The organism is Pseudomonas sp. MM213 (assembly GCF_020423045.1).
GTDB classification, from domain to species: domain Bacteria; phylum Pseudomonadota; class Gammaproteobacteria; order Pseudomonadales; family Pseudomonadaceae; genus Aquipseudomonas; species Aquipseudomonas migulae.
This window is the reverse complement of the sequence record NZ_CP081943.1, coordinates 6,602,562-6,622,631: the sequence shown is the minus strand read 5'-3', so window position 1 is coordinate 6,622,631 and position 20,070 is coordinate 6,602,562. Positions and strand designations below refer to the sequence as shown.

Here is a 20,070-nt window from a genome sequence, read left to right as displayed (position 1 = left end):
CAGGATTATCTCAGCTGAGCAACCCAGATATTGGTTGAGTACGGAATCTGGATCGAGGCAGTCCCCAGGCCCTTCAAATAGTCATCGATTGCGCTAATTACCTCATGGAAATTCGCACCGGCCTGACGCTCAAGCGTTGCGTGAGAACGCCACGCCTCCAGACATTCTTCAATGGTTTGTTCGTGAATGACACGCGCATCAAGATGAACAACAGGACCGAATAGCGCACTGGCATCAATCACCGCAGTTTGATCTTCACGACGAGTACCGTAGCCGTAACCCTGAACCCGTTCTTTAATGATCGCTTCAATTCGGGCCTGGACAGGATCATCAAGATGACGATGATTCCACATACAGGCGAACCAGCCTCGCGGCTTGAGAATGCGCGCGGTTTCCTTGAGAGCCTGCTCACGGTCACAGACATTGAAGGAACTGCCGAAAGTGACCATGTCGAAGGCTTGCGACTGCTGCCCTGTTACTTCGCCTGTGCCTTCATGCCAACTGACATGAGTCAGGTCCGCGGTACGCTTGATGCCATTCGCTCGCATCGCATCATTAGGTTCCACCGCAACAACATCCAGGCCTCGCGCAGCCAACATTAAGGTCAGGTGCGCAACCCCGGCGCCAACGTCGCAGAACTTGTCGCCTTTCTCGGCGCCTGCAATCGAAAGCATTGCATCGATCGCAGCATCGGCGTAGTCAGGACGCTTCAAGTAAGCGTCAGCCAGTGTGGTGTAATCCCATTCCGTTTTCATACCAACTTCCTTTTATAAAAATGGTGCAGTAAGTCATCAGTCAACATAGATAGAGGGCGGTGGGGGTCGAACTCCACCACCCAGTCCGCCGCGCCCGGTTCATCAATCGACAAATCGAGCCCCGCGACGTTGTGCAACTCGCCCGCATCGAACCGGCGATAGATGCCCTTGGGATCCCGACGGCGCAGCTCCTCCATCGGCACCTTCAAATAGATTTCGAAATAACCAGGCAGGTGGGCACGGTTCCACGCATGAACTTCGCGGAACAGCGAAATCGTGGCGATCACCACCGTGAACCCCTGCGCCGCTATGACCCTGCATAAATGAGCGTATTGCATGGCCAGCGCCAACCGCCCTTCACGCCCGTGGTTTTGCGCATTGGCCGCACTTGCGCCAAACACATCACGCAGTTCATCTCCATCCAGCATGACAACCGGATGACCATCGCTTCTAAGCCTGGCAACAAGCTCATGGGCCAGCGTTGATTTACCGGCACCCGACAAACCGGTAATCCACACGACCTCGCCAATAGAGGTATTCATATCAACACTGGGAGCCTGGAAGTTACTCACGATCATTGCAGCGCTCTTTCAGGGTCGCTAATGAAATTGTCGTGAGCGCCCCCAAAAGAGTCGATCACACAGTAACGAAAACGGGACTCATGTCGGCTTTCAACCAACTCAAGAAACACCTCATCCGGATGATGAAGCCCGCTGTACTCTGAGTCGTAGAACTTCTTATAAATGAAGTACTTTTGCTCTGAAGTAAGCAATTTAAACCCAAGCACCATATCCTTAAGCTCATCGCCATTTTTAGCGATCGGCAACAAGCCCTCCATCTGTTCCAGCCAGGCTTCGACGATTGGACTGCTATCGTGACCCACTGGAACATAATAAATCGGCAGCTTGCACGTATTCAGCATAAAGGACACGCCACCACTGGAGGCATCAGTGATGATCGTGTCACATATCCGATAGAAGTCTTTACTGCTGCCTTTAGTATCGTCAATTGAAACCCATGGATACCGGGCAAGTTGCTCACACAACTCTTTTACATAGGGACGGTCAAAATCCGTCATATACGGCCGAAAAATAATCTTCGCATGAGGAATCTGGGATTTCACCGAGTTAATGACTACCTCCATGTTTTCAAACAGAGAAGCGCCACTCGGGCAAATACCTATCTGGGTAGGCAGAAGGCCAACAACATACTCCTCGGACATGCACCGAAACTCAGGGGGAGCGCTGAACATGTCGGGAATTTTGATGGGCAGTACGGATACTGCACTAGTGTTTCGAAGGTCCGTACGTGATCGGTCCGGTTCAAGTTCCAGACGCAAGGCGACTCTGTCTCGCCTGAAGTAGTACATGCCTGTTTTAATCAAATCAAAAAGCGATCTGGAGGAGGAAACAATTGCATCCCAATAGGATGTCCAGCCGGAACAGTAGTAAACATCCGCGAGGGGCATCCCTACATTGCCGTGCGCAATAAAAATGGAAAAATTTGATTCATCAATTAACTTCCCGATAGAAGCATCGTTCGAGATAATTACTTGTGATTTCAGTTTTCCAATATCATCCAGTCCCACCTCTTCAACTGGACAGCCTAGAAACTGTTCTGCTTCAAACTTGCTGACACCGACAATATTTGTCTGAAGCACAATGCAGTTGTAGTGATTGCGAAGAGCATTTAGCGCTGGCAGCAAGTACTCAAGATAGGTTTTTCCGCCATTATTGACGTTACTGATCAAATAAACGCTTTGCATATAAAACGCGCACCTTCAAAGCTGTCCCAGGCAAGCCAGGCTTAGGCCAAGTAAACGCGCAAAAAAGGGAAAAGCATTTGATCCTGCCTAAGTGCATATCCCTTTCGCACGTGTACATCCTTGTTGTTAAGCGAATCAGACTAAAGTCGTATTAATTTTCATTGAAAATCAATAGTAAAGCTTTGATCCTGATCACATAAACCGCGCCAATATATCATACGCTGGCAAATTGACACCCCACCAGGCGAGCATTTTTTACCCTTGGCGCGGCCAACGTGCCGCCTCGAAATCCAGACACCCAGAAACCACAAAACCCCTGATTTCTTTCGAAATCAGGGGTTCTGGTTACATCGAATTTGGCGGTGAAGGAGAGATTCGAACTCTCGATACAATTTCTTGTATACACACTTTCCAGGCGTGCTCCTTAAGCCACTCGGACACTTCACCGTATCTCTTCAAACATGTTCTGTCTGTCGAGGCGCGCTAATGTAGTCGAAAGCTTTTCTGATGGCAAACTTTTTTTGCAGAATTTTCATGTGCTTAGCGGTTTGGAGGTTCCGGGAGCATTCCGGGCCATGGCAAACCTGCCAATCTCTGGCTTCGCGCTCTCCTATATAGAGAGGGGAATGCACGGCGGGAGCGGCGAGCTACGCTTGCCCGGCGGGGAAAGGGTGACTGGCGGGTCAGTCACGGCGCTTTACCTGGCCTGCGGCGGTGGGTAACGTCTGCCCCAACTTTCATACAAGGAATAGCGTCATGAGTGAGTTGATTTCCTACCACCTCGAAGACGGTATCGCGACCCTGACCTTGAGCAACGGCAAGGTCAATGCCATCTCTCCGGACGTGATTGCTGCGTTTAACGCTGCGCTGGATCAGGCAGTGACTGATCGCGCAGTGGTGATCATCACCGGTACGCCGGGGATTCTGTCGGGCGGTTATGACCTGAAGGTGATGACAGCAGGCCCTAAAGAAGCCGTATCGCTGGTGACGGCTGGCTCGACATTGTCCCGTCGTCTGTTGTCGCACCCGTTTCCGGTGGTTGTCGCGTGCCCTGGGCATGCAGTGGCCAAGGGCGCGTTCCTGTTGTTGTCGGCGGATTACCGCATTGGTGTCGACGGCCCGTTCAGCATTGGCCTGAACGAAGTGCAGATCGGCATGACCATGCACCACGCCGGCATTGAGATCGCCCGTGATCGCCTGAGCAAGGCAGCGCTGCATCGTTCGGTGATCAACGGTGAGATGTTCAACCCGAAGAGTGCCGTGGATGCTGGTTTCCTCGACTTGGTGGTGTCGCCCGAAGAGCTGCAAGGCGCGGCACTGGCAGCGGCTCGTCAGTTGAAGAAGATCAACATGACCGCGCACAAGAACACCAAGCTGAAAGTGCGCAAGGCACTGCTGGACACCCTGGACAACGCAATCATCCAGGATCAGGAGCATTTGGGTTAACCCAAAGATGCTGCACCGAAAGCCCGACCATCGTGTCGGGCTTTTTCATACACGCTCTGTGGAAAAGTCTACAACCCCTCTAGAACAGATCTGACCAACTAGTCGGAAACATGCGCTCAAACATCGGCTATCTCCTACCTCTATAGAGGCAATTGCCGAAAACAGTGCACATCCGTACACTGCGCCACCTTTTGTCCCGGTGGGGCCTATAAATGCTGTTCGTGTTTCGTATGTTATTGATGGGCCTGCACTTTATTCTCGCTGGTGTGCTGGGGGTGATTCTGGGGCTGTTTCGCCCGTTCAACCCGGACAACAGCCGTTTGTGCGCGCGCCTCTATGCGTGGCCGGCAATGTGCATTTTGCGTTTGCGAGTGAAGGCCGACGTCGGGCCATTGATGGACAAACCCGAGAGCTGCGTGATCATCGCCAACCACCAGTCCAACTATGACTTGTTTGTTTTCGGCAACGTGGTGCCCCGCCGCACCGTGTGCATCGGCAAGAAGAGCCTGAAGTGGGTGCCGTTGTTCGGTCAGTTGTTCTGGTTGGCCGGTAATGTGTTGATCGACCGTGGCAATGCGCACAAGGCACGCCAGTCGATGCTGACCACCACACACACCTTGCAGCATGAAGACACCTCGATCTGGGTGTTCCCGGAAGGCACGCGCAATCTCGGTGAAGACCTGCTGCCCTTCAAGAAAGGCGCGTTCCAGATGGCAATCGCGGCGGGCGTGCCGATCGTCCCGGTGTGTGTCAGCAGTTACGTCAAACACATGCGATTGAACCGCTGGCGCAGTGGGAAAATTCTGATCCGTTCTTTGCCGGCCATTCCAACCGCCGGACTGAGCCTGGACGACATGCCGCTGCTGATCGCCCAGTGCCGCGAGCAGATGCGCGAGTGCATCGCCTCGATGGATCGGCAACTGCAAGCCGCATGAAACAAAACCCGCCTTGTGCGGGTTTTCTTTTGCCTGCGAACTTTTGCCTTCGAACTCTGCAGATTTCACTGACTCTCAAGCGGTATAGAAGGATAAGCTGAACACTGCCTGCTACTAATAAGAAGTGAAGCTGAATCATGGGTAGAGTTGTTGCTGCTGCGGTTTACAGCGCTGGTAAGAAGGTCACCAATATCACCCTCGACGAAGGCGCTGCCTGGGCCGCCAAGCCTGGTCACTTTGTCTGGATCGGCCTCGAAGAGCCGAATGCCCAGGAGCTGTTCAATCTGCAACGCCAGTTCAACCTGCACGAACTGGCCATTGAAGACGCCCTGGAAAAACACAGTCGACCGAAGCTGGAAACCTTTGGCGATGCGCTGTTTATCGTCACGTATTCGCCGATCCGCCATGAAGGAAAGCTTGAGTTCATCGAGACTCATATCTTTGCCGGCAACGGTTACATCATTACTGCGCGTAACGGTCATTCGGCGTCCTACGCTTATGTCCGCCAGCGTTGTGAGGCGCGTCCACTGTTGCTGGAGCACGGGGAAGATTTCGTACTCTATGCCATCCTCGATTTTGTGATTGAAAACTATCAGCCGATGGGCGAAGCGATCCATGCAGAGATCGATGAGCTGGAACGTAACGTCATGTGCAGCTCCCTGAACGAGCGCGACATTCAAAAACTCCACAGTCTGCGCCGCGATGTATTGCGTTTGCGGCGGTATGCGGCGCCGATGGTGGAAATCGGTGAGGAGCTGCAGAAGCTGAGTTTTCCGTTCATCGACAAGAACATGCGCCCGTACTTCCGCGATGTGCAGATCCATGTGACCCGGCAGATGGAAGACCTGACGACCCTGGCGGACATTGCCAGCCAGACCATTGAAGTCGGGGTGTTGCTGGAGGCGTCACGGCAGAGCGTGGTGCAGCGCAAGTTTGCGGCGTGGGCGGCGATTCTGGCGTTCCCGACGGCAGTGGCCGGGATCTATGGGATGAACTTCCAGAACATGCCCGAGCTGACTTGGCATTACGGGTATTTCGCGGTGTTGGGGTTTATTGCGGTGGGGTGTGTGAGTTTGTGGGCGAGTTTCAAGAAGTCTGGGTGGTTGTAGCCAACACCGCGGCGTCTGTGAAATTCGCGGGCAAGCCTCGCTCCTACAGGAGCAAGGCTTTTAACTTCACACCGACTGTGGTTTATGCGCCACAAACCGCATCATCCACTCCGCAACGGTCGCGCCATGATGCTCATGCTCAAGGCTCGCCATGCCCTTGGTATACACCTGCTCGCCCAACGCTTCCTGACGAATATCCAGCAAGGCTCGCGAGTAATCGTGAATGAATTCCGGGTGCCCCTGGAAGCACAACACCTGGTCGTTGATGTGGTACGCGGCAAACGGGCAGAAATCGCTGGAAGCGATGACCGTGGCGTTTTCCGGCAGCGACGTCACTTGGTCCTGGTGGCTGATTAACAACGTCAACTCCTCGCGCACCGGGCTCATCCATGGCGCCTTGGCGGCGAGTTTGTAACTGTGGGTGCCGACGCCCCAGCCCTGGGTCGCACGCTCGCTCTTGCCGCCCAGCAGCAGCGCCAGCAACTGATGGCCGAAGCACACGCCCAGCAGTTTGTCGCCGCGTTCGTAGCGGGTCAGCAGGTAAGCCTTGAGGGTTTGAATCCACGGGTCGGTGCCGAAGGAATCGGCCTTGCTGCCGGTGACGAGATAGGCGTCGAAGGCCTCATCATCGCTGGGATATTCGCCCTGCATCACGTTGTAGACAGTGAACTCGGCCGCGATGGGTTGTTGCGAAAACAGACGCTGGAACATCTGCCCGTAACCCTGATATTGATCGACCAGTTCCGGACGCAGGATGTCGGTTTCCAGAATGCAGATGCGTAACGACATAAAAAATACCTGACACGTGATGGGAATAATGCACACCCCAGAGCCTGCCTCGAAACACCGTCCCAAGGCAAGCCCCACGAGTCGTCATCGGTCCCTTAAAACACCTCCCCTTTGGCCGCTTTCTCCAGCAGCAGCGCGGGTGGCGCGAACCTTTCGCCGTACTGCTCAGCCAGGTATTGTGCACGCGCGACGAAGTCCTTCACGCCGTACTGGTTGATGAACTGCAGCGCGCCGCCGGTCCAGGCCGCGAAACCAATGCCGAAGATCGAGCCGACGTTGGCATCCGCAGTCGAGGTCAGCACGCCCTCCTCCACGCAACGCACGGTTTCGATGGCTTGCACGAACAGCAGGCGATCACGCACGTCCTTTGGTGAAATCTGCCCGTCAGCCTTCTCGAAACGGCTTTTCAGCCCTGGCCACAAGTGCTTCTGGCCGCCGGCCGGGTATTCGTAGAAACCACCGCCTGCCGCTTTGCCCGGACGCTTGTATTCGTTGAGCAGCAAGTCAATCACGGCAAACGCCGGGTGCTCAATCAGTGGTTTCCCTTCCGCTTGCAGGTCTTTGGCCGTTTGCTGGCGGATATGGCTCATGAGGCTGAGGGAAACTTCGTCGGAGATCGCCAGAGGCCCGATGGGCATGCCCGCCTTGCGCGCTTCGGTTTCGATCATCGCGGCGCTCACGCCTTCGCCAAGCATGGCAATGCCTTCGTTGGTGAAGGTGCCGAACACCCGTGAGGTAAAGAAGCCGCGGCTGTCGTTGACCACAATCGGGGTTTTCTTGATTTGCAGGACGAAATCGAAACCGCGGGCCAGGGTTTCGTCGCTGGTGCGGGCGCCCTTGATGATTTCCACCAGCGGCATTTTTTCCACGGGGCTGAAGAAATGCAGGCCGATGAATTTGCTTTGGTCCGGTACGGCAGTAGCGAGCCCGCTGATCGGCAGAGTCGAGGTGTTGGAAGCGATCACCGCGTCCGGGCCGACGACCTGTTGTGCGGCTGAAGAGACTTTGGCTTTCAACTCACGGTCTTCAAACACGGCTTCAATGATCAGGTCGCAACCGGCCAGGTCGGCGTCACTTTCAGTGGTTTTGATCCGCGCCAGCACTGCATCCCGCTGTTCAACGCTCAACTGTCCCCGGGCAATCTTCTTGTCCAGCAACGCCGCCGAATGAGCCTTGCCCTTTTCCGCCGCAGCGAGGTTGATGTCCTTGAGCACCACTTCGATGCCCGCTGACGCGCTGACGAAAGCGATCCCGGCTCCCATCATCCCCGCGCCCAGAACCCCCACGCGACGCGTCACGTAAGGTGCACACCCTTGAGGTCGCGAACCGCCGGCATTGATTTCGTTGAGCTGGAACCAGAACGTGCCGATCAGGTTCTTCGAGATCTGGCCGGTGGTCAGCTCGGTGAAGTAGCGGGTTTCAATCAGGTGCGCCGTGTCGAAATCCACCTGAGCGCCTTCCACTGCGGCGCAAAGAATCTTCTCTGGTGCGGGCATGCAGCCCTGGGTTTTAGTGCGCAGGATCGACGGTGCAATCGCCAGCATCTGTGCGACTTTCGGATGCGACGGCGTACCGCCCGGAATCTGATAGCCCTTCACATCCCAACGTTGCACCGCTGTCGGGTTGGCCAGAATCCAGGCGCGCGCCTTGCTCAGCAGCTCATCGTGATCCAGCGCCAACTCATCGATCAAACCTCCCTGCAAGGCTTGTTGCGCGCGGACTTTCTTGCCTTCAAGCAGATACGGCAAGGCCTTCTCCAGACCGAGCATGCGCACCATGCGCACTACCCCGCCACCGCCCGGCAACAGGCCGAGGGTGACTTCCGGCAGGCCGAGCTGCACCGATGAATTGTCCAGCGCCACGCGGTGATGACAGGCCAGGCAGATTTCCCAACCACCCCCCAGCGCCGCGCCGTTGATTGCGGCGACCACCGGTTTACCCAGGGTTTCCAGGGTGCGCAGTTGGCCCTTCAGCGTCAGCACCATGTCGTAGAACGCTTTGGCTTCAGGCTTGCCGACTTTGATCAGTTCATTGAGGTCGCCGCCGGCGAAGAAGGTCTTCTTCGCGGAGGTGATGATCACGCCGGCGATGCTGTCTTTCTCGGCAACCAGTCGGGCGACGCAAGCGGCCATGGCCTCGCGGTAGACCGCGTTCATGGTGTTGGCGCTCTGGCCCGGCATATCGATGGTCAGGACGACGATCTGGTCCTGCCCTTTTTCGTAACGAATGGCTTCAGTCATGAAGAGAATTCCTTGAAATCGTGGCTCAGAGGCGTTCGATGATGGTGGCAATGCCCATGCCGCCGCCGACGCACAGGGTCGCGAGGCCAAAGCGCAGGCGCCGGGTTTCCAGTTCATCGAGCAGCGTGCCGAGGATTGCGCAGCCTGTAGCACCCAGTGGATGCCCCATGGCGATGGAGCCGCCGTTGACGTTGACCTTGTCCGGGTCGATGGCCATGTCCTTGATGAATTTCAACACGACGGAGGCAAACGCCTCGTTGACCTCGAACAGGTCGATGTCTTCGACCCGCAGCCCGGCCTTGGCCAGCGCTTTGCGGGTGGCCGGTGCCGGGCCGGTGAGCATGATCGTCGGGTCGGTGCTGGTGACCGCCGTGGCGACGATTCGCGCCCGTGGCTGCAAGCCGAGCGCACGCCCCTTGGCTTCGGAGCCGATCAGCATCAACGCCGCGCCATCGACGATCCCGGAACTGTTGCCCGGCGTGTGCACGTGGTTGATCCGCTCAACGTGGCTGTAGACCCGCAATGCCGTGGCGTCAAAACCCATTTGCCCCATCATCTCGAAGCTTGGCTTGAGTTTGCCCAAGCCTTCCAGTGTGGAGTCGGCGCGAATGAACTCATCGTGATCGAGCAAAATGATGCCGTTCTGATCCTGCACCGGCACCAGCGATTTGCTGAACGAACCGTCGGCCCGCGCCCGCGCCGCTTTTTGCTGGGAGTGCAGCGCGTAGGCATCGACGTCCTGGCGGCTGAAGCCTTCGAGGGTGGCGATCAGATCGGCGCCGACGCCTTGCGGGGTGAAATGGCTGTGCAAATTGGTTTCCGGGTCCAGCGCCCAGGCGCCGCCATCGCTGCCCATCGGCACCCGTGACATCGACTCGACGCCACCGACCACCACCAGGTCTTCGAAGCCGGAACGCACTTTCATCGCCCCGAGGTTGACGGCCTCCAGCCCTGACGCGCAGAAGCGGTTGATTTGCACGCCCGCGACGCTGACGTCCCAATCGGCCACCTGTGCGGCCGTTTTGGCGATGTCCGCACCTTGATCGCCAACCGGCGTCACACAGCCCAACACCACGTCGTCGACCTGACTGGTGTCCAGCGCCGTGCGCTGTTGCAGCGCCTTGAGCAACCCCGCCACCAGGTTCACCGGTTTGACACTGTGCAATGCACCATCGGACTTGCCCTTGCCACGGGGCGTGCGTAACGCGTCGAAAATCAAAGCTTGGGTCATGACGTCCTCGAACCTGGCGGTGAAAATACTGAGCCCTCACCTTATGCCGAGCCACCGCCGATTCAATGACCGCAATGCTCACTGACGTTGACGGACACGCTCAGACGGACGGTAGTGTGCTACCGGATTGATCGTTTCAGGACACCGAGATGTCTAGCAAAAGGGCGGCAAAGAAGCTGGCAATAGGCCTCATGCCTTTTTTAAAGCAATAAGTGCGCGCTCCATACGAAAGGGATCTAAGTCACGAGTGACGCGGGCCCTAAGGTGAACATATGCGAAGTTGTCGTCGGGTTTTGCCGAGGCGCTCGCCTTACAGGAAGTGCAACGCTCTGCCGTCATGGAGATATGCAGGCAGGCATCAGGAAATAACAAAAAAGGCGGTCAAGCCATGTTCAAACATTCGAAAGTACGTCAAGCCGGGCTCATTCTTTTCGCTACTACGTTGCTGTTGATTTTGCCGAACCTGACGAAGGTGATCGGCTGAGTCTTTATTAAAAAATCGGCGCACAGTTTCCATCGCCTCTTAAAAATGTGACTGGCTCGCTACCCGGGCCGGCGTGGGTGTGCCAACCTTTGCGGCACTTCCACGACATGGACGGCGATCTGTTGAAAACGCTCATTCTGCTCGGGGCCTTGCTGTTCGGCTCGCCCCTTTATGCCGCACAGCTGAACCTGGAGCTGGGCGCACACAGCCGCACCTGGCAGACCGAGGAGTTGCTCAAGCATCCTCTGGTTCAGACCATCACCATTACCAACGACGTTTCCTACAAACGGGACATGAGCTATCGCGCCGTGCCCCTGGCGGCGTTGTTGAGCGGCATCAAGCCTGACGATCACCTGCAAGCTGTGGCACTGGATGGTTTTGCTGCCGAACTGGCTGCCGCGCCGTTGCTCAACAGCCAAGGTGCGCGAGCGTGGCTGGCGATTGAAGACCCGGCCAAACCGTGGCCGGCGCTGTCGGCAGACAAGCCGAGTGCCGGGCCGTTTTATCTGGTGTGGACGGATCCGCAGGCGGGCAATGTCAGTCCCGAGCAATGGCCCTTTCAAGTGGCTGACATCAAACGCATGGCGCCGGTGGCCGAGCGCTTCCCTGCCCTGCTGCCGGATCCGGCGCTGAAGGCGGGCGACCCGGTGAATGTGGGGTTTGCGCTGTTCCAGAAGAACTGTCTGGCGTGTCATCGATTGAACGGTGCCGGGGATGCGCAATTCGGGCCGGATCTGAACATTCCGTTTAACCCGACCGAGTATTTCGGGGCGGACTTTTTGAAGCGCTACATCCGTGATCCGCAGAGTTTGCGGCAGTGGCCGCAGGCGAAGATGCCGGGGTTTTCGGCGGCGGTTTTACCGGATGGGGATCTGGAGATGTTGGTGGGGTATTTGAAGCATATGGCCGGGCGCAAAACCAAGCCCTGACACTATTTCCATGTGGGAGCGAGCCTGCTCGCGATGACGGTGGCACATTCAACATGAATGTGACAGACAGACCGCTATCGCGAGCAGGCTCGCTCCCACAGGTTTTTGCGGCGAACAGACCTATTGCTGCTGGACTGAAATCACCGGCATCGGCATCGGTGTCGGCGACACAAACACCTTTGCGTGCATCTGCTCGCACCCGCCGCCCCGACGCATCCCGCGTACCGGGCAGGCATCCAGGTAATCCAGGCCCACCGCCAGTTTCAAATGCCGCTCCGGTCGCGCCAGTTCATTGGTCACGTCAAAGCTGTACCACGCGTCATCCAGCCAGGCTTCCGCCCACGCGTGGCTGGCCAGATGCTCGCTGTTCTCGCTGTACAAATAGCCCGACACATAACGCGACGGAATGCCCAGGCTGCGGGCGCAGGCGAGAAACGCGTGGGTGTGGTCCTGACAGACACCCGAACGCCCGGCGAAGGCTTGCGCGGCGCTGGTGTCCACTTCGGTGGAGCCCGGCGTGTAGGTCATGTGCGAATTCAGGCCATGCATCAAGTCGATCAATGCCGCGCGGTCCCGGCGCTTTTTGCACGCCTTCTCGGCGAACTCACGCAAGGCTTCGTCGGCCTCGGTCAGGCGCGTGAAGCGCAGGAACGGCAGCGCCGACTGGCTCTCGTGCTCGGCTTCACGCAGTTCGTCGATGTCGACCTGGCCACGGGCGCCGATGATGATCGCTTCATGCGGCTCATCCATGGTCAGCACGTGCAGGATGTTGCCGAACGGATCGAGTTGCGCACGCACCGGGCGCGGCAGGTCGAGCTGCCAGCTGAGCACGTGCTGGCGCTCGCTGTCGTGAGGGGTCAGTCGCAGGTACTGGATGCTCGCCCGCACCTGATCTTCATAGTGATAGGTGGTCTCGTGGCTAATGGAAAGTCTCATGCAGCCTCCAGGTAGGAACTGTGTATGGCGTTACCCAACTGGCGCACCAGCGGGATGAACTCGGTCAGCCAGGCGTGCAGGCCTTCGTCGAGAATTTCGTTGATGCCGGTGTAGCGCAGGCGTGCGTCCATCTCGGCGGCCAGACGTTGCGCAGGACGACCATTGGCCCCCGGCAGTTGAGCGAGGATCTGGTCGATTTCTTCGGTGCACGCGCGCAGGGATCGCGGGACATCGGCGCGCAGCAACAGCAGCTCGGCCACATGCCGGGCACCGGGCGCGTCGCGGTAGATTTCGGTGTAGGCCTCGAACGACGACAACGCCCGCAACAAGGCACTCCACTGGTAATAGGCGTGAGCCGTACCGTCGCTGACCGCTTCGGCCTGATCGCCCGCCATTTCGTAGCGAGCATCGAGCAGGCGCAAGGTGTTGTCCGCCCTTTCGATGAAAGTGCCCAGACGAATAAACCGGAACGCATCGTTACGCATGATCGTGCCGTAGGACGCGCCGCGAAACAGGTGAGAACGTTCCTTGATCCACTCGCAGAAACGACTCATGCCGTAGCGACTCAAGCCTTGATCGGCGATGCCGCGAATTTCCAGCCAGGTGGCGTTGATGTTTTCCCACATGTCCGCGGTAATTCGCCCCCGCACGGCATGCGCACTGGCCCGCGCCGAACCGAGGCAGCTGTAGATGCTCGCCGGGTTGGCTGCGTCCAGGGCAAAAAGTGCAGCAGCCGTTCGGCATGCAACTCGCCGTGGCGTTCGAGGTAATCGTCCAGGGTGCCAGTGATCAGCAGTGGCATGGCGAGTTCGTGCAGACCGTCACCGCGGCCATCCTGCGGCATCAGCGACAGCGAATAACTGATGTCGAGCATCCGTGCGAGGTTTTCCGCCCGCTCCAGGTAACGCGACATCCAATACAAATCCGAGGCAGTTCTACTTAACATGGCAGGCTTCCTTCAATCCTCGACCACCCAGGTGTCCTTGGTTCCGCCGCCCTGGGAGGAATTCACCACCAGGGAGCCTTCACGCAGGGCGACACGGGTCAAACCGCCGGGCACAACCCGGGTTTCGCGGCCAGACAATACAAACGGACGCAGGTCGATGTGGCGTGGGGCGATGCCGTTTTCGACAAAGGTCGGGCAGGTCGACAGGGACAACGTCGGTTGCGCGATATACGCGTGGGGCTTGGCCTTGATTCGCTCGCGGAAGGATTCGATTTCCGCCGCCGTCGCCGCCGGTCCCACCAACATTCCGTAGCCGCCGGAGCCCTGGGTTTCCTTGACCACCAGTTCTGGAAGATTGGCCAGCACGTGGGACAGTTCGGAGGGATTACGACACTGGAACGTCGGAACGTTCTTCAGGATCGGCTCTTCGTCGAGGTAGAAACGGATCATGTCGGTGACAAACGGATACACCGACTTATCGTCCGCCACCCCGGTGCCGATGGCATTCGCCAGCACCACATTGCCCGAGCGGTACGACGACAGCAGCCCCGGAACGCCAAGCATCGAGTCCGGATTGAACGCCAGCGGATCGAGGAATGCATCGTCGAGACGGCGGTAGATCACATCCACCGCTTTCGGCCCGTCCGTGGTGCGCATGAACACCTTGTCATCACGCACGAACAGGTCCGCGCCTTCCACCAGCTCCACGCCCATTTCCCGAGCGAGAAATGCATGCTCGAAAAACGCGCTGTTGAAGCGACCCGGCGTCAGTACCACCACGCTCGGGTTATCGAGGTGGCTGGAGCTTTTCAGGGTGTCGAGCAACAGGTTCGGATAATGGTCGATCGGGGCGATGCGCTGGGCCGAGAACAACTCGGGGAACAGGCGCATCATCATCTTGCGGTCTTCGAGCATGTAGCTCACGCCGCTGGGTGTACGCAGGTTGTCTTCGAGCACGTAGTACGTGCCGTCGCCATCGCGCACCAGATCGACGCCGGAAATGTGGGAATAGATATCCCGGTGCAGATCCAGCCCCTGCATCGCCAACTGGTATTGCTCGTTGGCCAGCACTTGTTCGGCCGGGATGATGCCGGCCTTGATGATGCGCTGCTCGTGATAGAGGTCGGCGAGGAACATGTTCAGCGCCTTGACCCGCTGGATGCAGCCGCGTTCGACGATCCGCCATTCACTGGCGGGGATGCTGCGTGGAATGGTGTCGAAGGGAATCAGGCGCTCTGTCCCCTGCTCGTCCCCGTAGAGCGTGAAAGTAATCCCGGCGCGATGAAACAGCAGATCGGCCTCGCGTCGCCGTTGTGCCAAAAGCTCGTCAGGCGTTTCGGCCAGCCAACGGGCAAACTCCCGATAATGCGGGCGGACCTGGCCGCCGGCATCGTACATCTCATCAAAATAGGTGCGGATCATGCCGTACTCCTTGTCACCCGGACATCCAGGCCTTCGCAAGGCCCGTGCCATCGGCAGAAACGCTTTGATATCAATCGGTTGGATATTCACATGATTAACACCGCACCAATCCTGTGCGGCAAATGCCCCAACCTGATCGCCCCCGCTTCATTGCGAAGCAATGCTGTCGCCTATCACCAGCATAGTCAGAGTTGATTTCACTGCCCGGAGGGGGATGCGGATAATTCGCGCATTCGCTGGAAATGCTCACCGAACTTCCCTTTTAGCCGCCTTGCTCAGGCGGCTTTTTTTTGTTTCGGGATTTGTGGCTGATGGTTTGGCGGTGATTGGGAGGACGCCATCGCCAGCAAGCCGGCTCCTACAGGGGGGCGGTGATTTGTGGCACGCCGGATTTCTGTAGGAGCCGGCTTGCTGGCGATCGGCCCTCGAATTCTGCGCAAACGAAAACGGCCAACCCGAAGGTCAGCCGTTAGTGGATGTTGTCGCTGTTCATAGTGTTATGCGAGTAGCCCTCGTACCTCCTGCTTGACGCCCCATCCTTCGATGATGCCACCCAAAGGCTCGACCACCGCCTCGAAGTCCTGCTCAAAGTCGCCGATGCCGTCATAGGTGGCGTACATCACTTTGCTCAGTTCCAGGGACCAGGCGCCGTCGTCGCGCACGCTGATTTGTGCATTCATGGATTCACCGCAGTAATGCCCTGCCGCCCTGCGTGCCCGCTCCTCGTCCGGGAAAATGGCGTAGAACTCGATGGGATGGAAACGTGAAAAGTCGAAACCGCCTTCTTTCATGCGGCGCAGAACCGAGCTGCTGATGTCTTCTTGATAGGCTGTGCTCATGAAACGTCCTCCTGATACCGATGGATAGACTTTCCGTACTCCCGACGCCGGCAACCGAAGGATGCGAGCGCTGCGGCAAGCAAATTGCCGATGGGAAACAAGCATGTAGCTGACAAGACCAGACCTTAGCGATCCATTCGCTGATCTCGCTTGCAGAGTAGCCCCAAGTCGGAGCCGCTGCCAAGGCCTGGTTATTTCACGAGTGTTCCAGAGGGGGTATCAGACGGGAGTAATGCCGAGGATCTGGATGCTGTTCTGGGCTTTAAGATTCTTGACGCTTGCATCAGCAGTTCGCCCTTCCAGATCATTCAGATCCAGTTCGGCGACGACAGGAAGGAGACGTTCCTTGATCAGTTTGGCGGCGTGCTCGTTGTCCGGGCATTCGTCGCACTCAAAAACTTCGTTGGCTGTTTCACCGTGATCATCCACGAAAGTGATTTTCCACTTTTGCATCACTGCCTCCTCGAACAAACCCGTAAATGGGCTTACATCCATCTGGACTTTTACCCTGACCGATCGTTCAAACAGATTACGCCGTGCAAGCATGAAAAACACGGTCCCTGTAGGAGCGAAGCTTGCTCGCGAAGGCGGCATATCAGTCAATAAAAATGTCGACTGAAACACCGCTTTCGCGAGCAAGCTTCGCTCCTACAGGGGTTTTGCGTATTTCTTTAGTCGTTGCTTGGCTTGTTCACGGCCTGCAACACGTATTGCGGCAAGGCGAACGCGCCGATGTGGATTTCCGGATTGTAGTAGCGGGTGACGATGCCGCTACCGGCAAAGCGCTGTTGCAGGGTTTCGCGGGACAATTTGCGATAAGCGGTGTTGGTCGCGCCCCAGGCAAAGGTCATCGAACCGCCGATGTAGGTCGGCACGGCGGCCTGGTAGAAGTGCCAGTCCGGGAACAGGCTGCGCAGGCGGCCGGCGGTGGTTTTGACTTCTTCGATCTGCATGAACGGCGTGCCGTTCTGGGTCACCAGGATGCCGCCTTCGTTGAGGCAACGACGGCAGGCCTGGTAGAAGTTTTCCGAGAACAGCACTTCGCCCGGACCGATCGGGTCGGTGGAATCGGAAATGATCACGTCGAACTTTTCAGTGGTGGTGGCGACGAAACGCATGCCGTCGTCGATCACCAGGTTCAGGCGCGGATCATCGAATGCACCCTTGGAGTGGTTCGGCAGGAACTCCTTGCACATGTCGACCACGGTGCCGTCGATCTCGACCATGGTGATGTGCTCGACGTTACGGTGTTTGGCCACTTCACGCAGCATGCCGCCGTCGCCACCGCCGATGATCAGCACGCGCTTGGCGCTGCCATGCGCCAGGATCGGCACGTGGGTGAGCATCTCGTGGTAGATGAATTCGTCGGCTTCGGTGGTCTGGATCACGCCGTCCAGCGCCATGACGCGGCCCATGCGCGGGTTCTCGAAAATCACCAGGTGTTGGTGTTCGGTGCGCACTTCGTGCAGCAGTTTTTCCATGCGAAAACGCTGGCCATAGCCTTCGTAGAGGGTTTCCAGGTAATCGCTGGTTGGAGTGTTGCTCATGGGAAGTGCTCCGATGAATGCGGTGGCAACGGACGGTTACCCGCCCATGATGGCCAATCGATCAGCTCGATTGCCCGGGAAAGGCGCGCATTCTACGTCGCGGAAGATGACAGGTCGAACCTTCTGACTCCACATACCTGTAGGAGCGAGGCTTGCCCGCGAAGGCGTCCGTGAGATCGCCAAAAGCTTCGCGGGCAAGCCTCGCTCCTACAAGGAAGGTGGAAACCATCAAATACGCACGTTGCCCCTTGGCCCGGCGATGGCCCAGATGATCAGGCCCAGGACCGGCAGCAGCAGGATCAGCAGGACCCAGATGATTTTCATCACGGTGTCGGCGCCACTTTTCAGCACGTTGATGATTGCCCAGATGTCCAGGACAAGGATGATCAGGCCCACCAGGCCGTTAAACGTGGAACCCATGGTGTCGCTCCCTAAGCGTTGTGTGCCCTCTCAGGATAGTCGGCCCCAGGGGTTTCGTTTCATGCCATCAAACGTGGATGGCGACTTTCAGGGCTTCCAGAGAAGGCGCGGCAGCGATGCCGACCTCGGCGCACAGCTCGAGCACACGCGGTACGTCATTGCCGTAGACCAGCACCACTTGCAGCTCGTCGTCGAGCAACTGGCTGAAGTTCATCAGCGTATAACCGCCGTTTTCCTTGTTCATGCTGCCCATTTGCACCTGGATGCGATTAAGCGCGGTCAGCGCTTCGGTCTTGGCCAGTTGCTTGGGTTTGATGTTGAAATCCACGCCCGGACCAAACGAAGCGACGATCTGCGCGAACAGGTCCATATAGGTGTCAGCCTGGAACTGCACGGTTTCCGGCAGGCTGCCGACGACGACCCACTCGCCCAACGGAATCGGGAAGGTGTCGTCGTAGTTAATGTCCGGATTGGCTGTCAGAAAAGCCTCTGGATCGGCGTAGGCCTGGGCCGCTTCGTCGGCGACTTTGAGGATTTCGTCTTCGCTCATGCACCCGGAGCTGATTTTGCTGATGAGTTCGACGAGTGCGGCTTTCATGGGGGCGGAATCCTGTAGCGAGGGAATTTTGAAGGCGCGAAGGATAGCGCATTACGTCCCGCAGTTCCTGTGCGCGAGCGTGACCGGGAATGTTGACCCATATCAAGATCCGGCGCACGGGGCCGCGGCACAATGCTGGCACCTTGCCAATACTGTTTCCGCTATCAGAGAAGACCTCCATGGGTGCCTGGCTTAGCAACATCTCGCTGAAATATAAATTCTGGGCGGTCAATGCTGTCGCCTTCGTCACGACCCTGTTGTTGGTGCTGTATGCCGTACAGCTCGAACAACAGGCCCGCAGTCACGCATCCAAAGTGTCCGCCCAGGCACAGGCACGCCTGCTCGGCGCCTGGCCGGCCGGGCAAGCGCTGCCCAAGGCCGATAACCTGCTGACGTTCAGTCGCGGGCACGCGCCACTGCTCAACGACCAGCCCGTGCTGGAACTGACGGACAGCAACGGCTGGGTCGAGATCAACTCGATGCCGCTGTTCGGCGAAAACCCGTTGATGGGCGCCGAAGTGTTCACGCGTGCCGACGGCCAACACATCGCCGTGATTGCTTATGGCCCGAGCCTGAGCCAGGTGTTCGAAGAACGGTTCGCCAACTACGCCGTGGCGGTGTTCATCCTGATGCTGGCGATGCTCGGTGCGTCGCAATTGTTGATCCGCTTTCTGCTCAGCCAGCTCAATACGTTGAAAGACGTCATGCTCCACGTCGAAAAAACCGGCGACCTCTCGGCCCGTGTGCCGCTGGCCTGCACAGACGAAGTCGGGCAGATGGCCGGTGCGTTCAACGCGATGCAGGCCGGTTACCAACGGGTGGTCAACACCGTCGCCAGCACCGCACGACAACTGGATGACGGTGCCGCTCGGCTGGCATCGAGCATGAACGAAGTGCGCCACGGCATGCTCGGCCAGCAAAGTGAGACCGATCAGGCTGCCACGGCGATCAACGAAATGACCGCCACCGTCTACCACATCGCCCAGCACGCCGGTGCCACCCGCGACCTTTCGAAAACCGCCGACACCCTGGCTGGCAGCGGCCAGGAAGTGGTCAGCCGCGTGCAGAAGTCGATTGCCGGGTTGTCCACTGGCGTCCAGCAGACGGCCGAGATGATTCAGCGTCTGGCCGAAGACAGCCAGAAGATCAACGGCGTGGTCAATGTGATCCACAGCATCGCCGAGCAAACCAATCTGCTGGCGCTGAATGCGGCGATTGAAGCAGCCCGGGCCGGGGAAATGGGTCGTGGTTTTGCCGTGGTCGCCGATGAAGTGCGCAACCTGGCCAAAAGCGTGCAGACCTCGACCGACGAGATCACCCTCATGGTTTCGGCGTTGCAGGCCGGAACGCGGGACGCGGTGGATTTCATGCAGGAAAGCTCGTTCAAGGCGGACGATTGCGTGCAACAGGCGCAAGAGGCTGGCGCCGCACTGGCCGAAATCACCAGCGCAGTGGCGCAGATGCGCGAAAGCAATACCCAGATCGCCGTGGCGGCGGAACAGCAGAGCCAGGTGGCGGAAGAGATGAATCGGGCGGTGGTGAGTATTCGCGATGTGACCGAGAACACCGTGAAGCAGACCGTGGACTCGGCGACGACCAGTAATGAGTTGGCGGCGCTAGCCGGGGAACTGAGTAAGGCTATAGGTCAGTTGAAACTTTGAGGCCCCCTTCGCGGGCAA

18 protein-coding genes, 1 tRNA gene and 1 pseudogene are annotated in these 20,070 nt (G+C 57.9%); 5 read left to right on the top strand and 15 right to left on the bottom strand.

The genetic code is table 11. From position 1 onward, the window contains the following. Nucleotides 1-5 precede the first annotated feature (5 nt). The 4 genes from K5R88_RS30175 to K5R88_RS30160 form a co-directional block, all read right to left on the bottom strand. Entirely contained in the window at nucleotides 6-755 is a 750-nt protein-coding gene (locus K5R88_RS30175) for a class I SAM-dependent methyltransferase (RefSeq protein ID WP_223480800.1), read from the bottom strand. Further along, the gene (locus K5R88_RS30170) at nucleotides 752-1,333 is read right to left on the bottom strand and encodes an adenylyl-sulfate kinase (RefSeq protein ID WP_207286653.1); all 582 of its coding nucleotides are present in this window, start codon (nucleotides 1,331-1,333) and stop codon (nucleotides 752-754) included. Before K5R88_RS30170 ends, K5R88_RS30175 begins: the two co-directional genes overlap by 4 nt. Further along, entirely contained in the window at nucleotides 1,330-2,520 is a 1,191-nt protein-coding gene (locus K5R88_RS30165; protein ID WP_226298867.1) for a hypothetical protein, read from the bottom strand. Before K5R88_RS30165 ends, K5R88_RS30170 begins: the two co-directional genes overlap by 4 nt. A gap of 357 nt (nucleotides 2,521-2,877) precedes the next feature. Then, nucleotides 2,878-2,967 (bottom strand) — tRNA-Ser (locus tag K5R88_RS30160). A 309-nt stretch (nucleotides 2,968-3,276) separates the two neighbouring features. On the opposite strand from K5R88_RS30160, the gene K5R88_RS30155 reads away from it, so the two are divergent. From K5R88_RS30155 to K5R88_RS30145, 3 genes are all read left to right on the top strand, one after another. Next, nucleotides 3,277-3,966, top strand: coding sequence for a crotonase/enoyl-CoA hydratase family protein (locus K5R88_RS30155; RefSeq protein ID WP_226298866.1), 690 nt, complete (start codon nucleotides 3,277-3,279; stop codon nucleotides 3,964-3,966). 212 nt (nucleotides 3,967-4,178) lie between these two features. Further along, complete coding sequence (locus K5R88_RS30150) at nucleotides 4,179-4,901, top strand: 1-acylglycerol-3-phosphate O-acyltransferase (RefSeq protein ID WP_008027326.1); 723 nt, start codon at nucleotides 4,179-4,181, stop codon at nucleotides 4,899-4,901. Nucleotides 4,902-5,038: 137 nt separating this feature from the next. Then, the gene (locus tag K5R88_RS30145) at nucleotides 5,039-6,010 is read left to right on the top strand and encodes a magnesium and cobalt transport protein CorA (protein ID WP_008027325.1); all 972 of its coding nucleotides are present in this window, start codon (nucleotides 5,039-5,041) and stop codon (nucleotides 6,008-6,010) included. A gap of 66 nt (nucleotides 6,011-6,076) precedes the next feature. Here the strand turns inward: K5R88_RS30145 and K5R88_RS30140 are convergent, their stop codons facing one another. The 3 genes from K5R88_RS30140 to K5R88_RS30130 form a co-directional block, all read right to left on the bottom strand. Continuing rightward, complete coding sequence (locus K5R88_RS30140) at nucleotides 6,077-6,799, bottom strand: amidotransferase (RefSeq protein WP_207286655.1); 723 nt, start codon at nucleotides 6,797-6,799, stop codon at nucleotides 6,077-6,079. Between the two features lie 95 nt (nucleotides 6,800-6,894). Further along, nucleotides 6,895-9,039: a 3-hydroxyacyl-CoA dehydrogenase NAD-binding domain-containing protein gene (locus K5R88_RS30135; RefSeq protein WP_226298865.1), complete on the bottom strand. Its 2,145-nt coding sequence runs from the start codon at nucleotides 9,037-9,039 to the stop codon at nucleotides 6,895-6,897. A 25-nt stretch (nucleotides 9,040-9,064) separates the two neighbouring features. Beyond that, nucleotides 9,065-10,270, bottom strand: coding sequence for an acetyl-CoA C-acetyltransferase (locus K5R88_RS30130; RefSeq protein ID WP_008042192.1), 1,206 nt, complete (start codon nucleotides 10,268-10,270; stop codon nucleotides 9,065-9,067). Nucleotides 10,271-10,861: 591 nt separating this feature from the next. Here K5R88_RS30130 and K5R88_RS30125 point away from each other — a divergent pair. Continuing rightward, the gene (locus tag K5R88_RS30125) at nucleotides 10,862-11,683 is read left to right on the top strand and encodes a c-type cytochrome (protein WP_226300296.1); all 822 of its coding nucleotides are present in this window, start codon (nucleotides 10,862-10,864) and stop codon (nucleotides 11,681-11,683) included. A 120-nt stretch (nucleotides 11,684-11,803) separates the two neighbouring features. On the opposite strand, the gene K5R88_RS30120 is transcribed toward K5R88_RS30125, so the two are convergent. From K5R88_RS30120 to K5R88_RS30085, 8 genes and pseudogenes are all read right to left on the bottom strand, one after another. Continuing rightward, the gene (locus tag K5R88_RS30120) at nucleotides 11,804-12,619 is read right to left on the bottom strand and encodes a transglutaminase family protein (protein ID WP_223553762.1); all 816 of its coding nucleotides are present in this window, start codon (nucleotides 12,617-12,619) and stop codon (nucleotides 11,804-11,806) included. Then, nucleotides 12,616-13,532: pseudogene (locus tag K5R88_RS30115) on the bottom strand (alpha-E domain-containing protein). The gene K5R88_RS30120 and the pseudogene K5R88_RS30115 overlap by 4 nt, the downstream one beginning before the upstream one ends. Nucleotides 13,533-13,577: 45 nt before the next feature. Beyond that, a complete protein-coding gene (locus K5R88_RS30110) occupies nucleotides 13,578-14,987 on the bottom strand; it encodes a circularly permuted type 2 ATP-grasp protein (protein ID WP_008027316.1) in 1,410 nt (469 codons plus the stop codon). Nucleotides 14,988-15,484: 497 nt separating this feature from the next. After that, nucleotides 15,485-15,826, bottom strand: a complete 342-nt coding sequence (locus tag K5R88_RS30105) for a ribonuclease E inhibitor RraB (RefSeq protein ID WP_008027314.1) — start codon at nucleotides 15,824-15,826, stop codon at nucleotides 15,485-15,487. A 219-nt stretch (nucleotides 15,827-16,045) separates the two neighbouring features. Then, a complete protein-coding gene (locus K5R88_RS30100; RefSeq protein WP_008042188.1) occupies nucleotides 16,046-16,279 on the bottom strand; it encodes a hypothetical protein in 234 nt (77 codons plus the stop codon). Between the two features lie 218 nt (nucleotides 16,280-16,497). After that, nucleotides 16,498-17,373 carry a polyamine aminopropyltransferase gene (gene speE, locus K5R88_RS30095; protein WP_008027310.1) on the bottom strand — a complete coding sequence of 292 codons (876 nt, stop codon included), beginning with the start codon at nucleotides 17,371-17,373 and terminating at the stop codon, nucleotides 16,498-16,500. A 228-nt stretch (nucleotides 17,374-17,601) separates the two neighbouring features. After that, on the bottom strand, nucleotides 17,602-17,793 hold the full coding sequence (locus K5R88_RS30090; protein ID WP_008027309.1) for a PLDc N-terminal domain-containing protein: 192 nt from the start codon (nucleotides 17,791-17,793) through the stop codon (nucleotides 17,602-17,604). A 67-nt stretch (nucleotides 17,794-17,860) separates the two neighbouring features. After that, nucleotides 17,861-18,391: a hypothetical protein gene (locus K5R88_RS30085; RefSeq protein ID WP_226298864.1), complete on the bottom strand. Its 531-nt coding sequence runs from the start codon at nucleotides 18,389-18,391 to the stop codon at nucleotides 17,861-17,863. A gap of 179 nt (nucleotides 18,392-18,570) precedes the next feature. Between K5R88_RS30085 and K5R88_RS30080 the strand changes: the two genes are divergently transcribed. Next, nucleotides 18,571-20,052: a methyl-accepting chemotaxis protein gene (locus tag K5R88_RS30080; protein ID WP_223414520.1), complete on the top strand. Its 1,482-nt coding sequence runs from the start codon at nucleotides 18,571-18,573 to the stop codon at nucleotides 20,050-20,052. The last annotated feature ends 18 nt before the right edge of the window (nucleotides 20,053-20,070 follow it).

What these genes read in the sequence shown, in the direction of transcription:
- K5R88_RS30175 (WP_223480800.1), bottom strand. Translation starts at nt 755, where the DNA reads ATGAAAACGGAATGGGATTACACCACACTGGCTGACGCTTACTTGAAG.
- K5R88_RS30170 (WP_207286653.1), bottom strand. Translation starts at nt 1,333, where the DNA reads ATGATCGTGAGTAACTTCCAGGCTCCCAGTGTTGATATGAATACCTCT.
- K5R88_RS30165 (WP_226298867.1), bottom strand. Translation starts at nt 2,520, where the DNA reads ATGCAAAGCGTTTATTTGATCAGTAACGTCAATAATGGCGGAAAAACC.
- K5R88_RS30155 (WP_226298866.1), top strand. Translation starts at nt 3,277, where the DNA reads ATGAGTGAGTTGATTTCCTACCACCTCGAAGACGGTATCGCGACCCTG.
- K5R88_RS30150 (WP_008027326.1), top strand. Translation starts at nt 4,179, where the DNA reads ATGCTGTTCGTGTTTCGTATGTTATTGATGGGCCTGCACTTTATTCTC.
- K5R88_RS30145 (WP_008027325.1), top strand. Translation starts at nt 5,039, where the DNA reads ATGGGTAGAGTTGTTGCTGCTGCGGTTTACAGCGCTGGTAAGAAGGTC.
- K5R88_RS30140 (WP_207286655.1), bottom strand. Translation starts at nt 6,799, where the DNA reads ATGTCGTTACGCATCTGCATTCTGGAAACCGACATCCTGCGTCCGGAA.
- K5R88_RS30135 (WP_226298865.1), bottom strand. Translation starts at nt 9,039, where the DNA reads ATGACTGAAGCCATTCGTTACGAAAAAGGGCAGGACCAGATCGTCGTC.
- K5R88_RS30130 (WP_008042192.1), bottom strand. Translation starts at nt 10,270, where the DNA reads ATGACCCAAGCTTTGATTTTCGACGCGTTACGCACGCCCCGTGGCAAG.
- K5R88_RS30125 (WP_226300296.1), top strand. Translation starts at nt 10,862, where the DNA reads ATGGACGGCGATCTGTTGAAAACGCTCATTCTGCTCGGGGCCTTGCTG.
- K5R88_RS30120 (WP_223553762.1), bottom strand. Translation starts at nt 12,619, where the DNA reads ATGAGACTTTCCATTAGCCACGAGACCACCTATCACTATGAAGATCAG.
- K5R88_RS30110 (WP_008027316.1), bottom strand. Translation starts at nt 14,987, where the DNA reads ATGATCCGCACCTATTTTGATGAGATGTACGATGCCGGCGGCCAGGTC.
- K5R88_RS30105 (WP_008027314.1), bottom strand. Translation starts at nt 15,826, where the DNA reads ATGAGCACAGCCTATCAAGAAGACATCAGCAGCTCGGTTCTGCGCCGC.
- K5R88_RS30100 (WP_008042188.1), bottom strand. Translation starts at nt 16,279, where the DNA reads ATGCAAAAGTGGAAAATCACTTTCGTGGATGATCACGGTGAAACAGCC.
- speE (WP_008027310.1), bottom strand. Translation starts at nt 17,373, where the DNA reads ATGAGCAACACTCCAACCAGCGATTACCTGGAAACCCTCTACGAAGGC.
- K5R88_RS30090 (WP_008027309.1), bottom strand. Translation starts at nt 17,793, where the DNA reads ATGGGTTCCACGTTTAACGGCCTGGTGGGCCTGATCATCCTTGTCCTG.
- K5R88_RS30085 (WP_226298864.1), bottom strand. Translation starts at nt 18,391, where the DNA reads ATGAAAGCCGCACTCGTCGAACTCATCAGCAAAATCAGCTCCGGGTGC.
- K5R88_RS30080 (WP_223414520.1), top strand. Translation starts at nt 18,571, where the DNA reads ATGGGTGCCTGGCTTAGCAACATCTCGCTGAAATATAAATTCTGGGCG.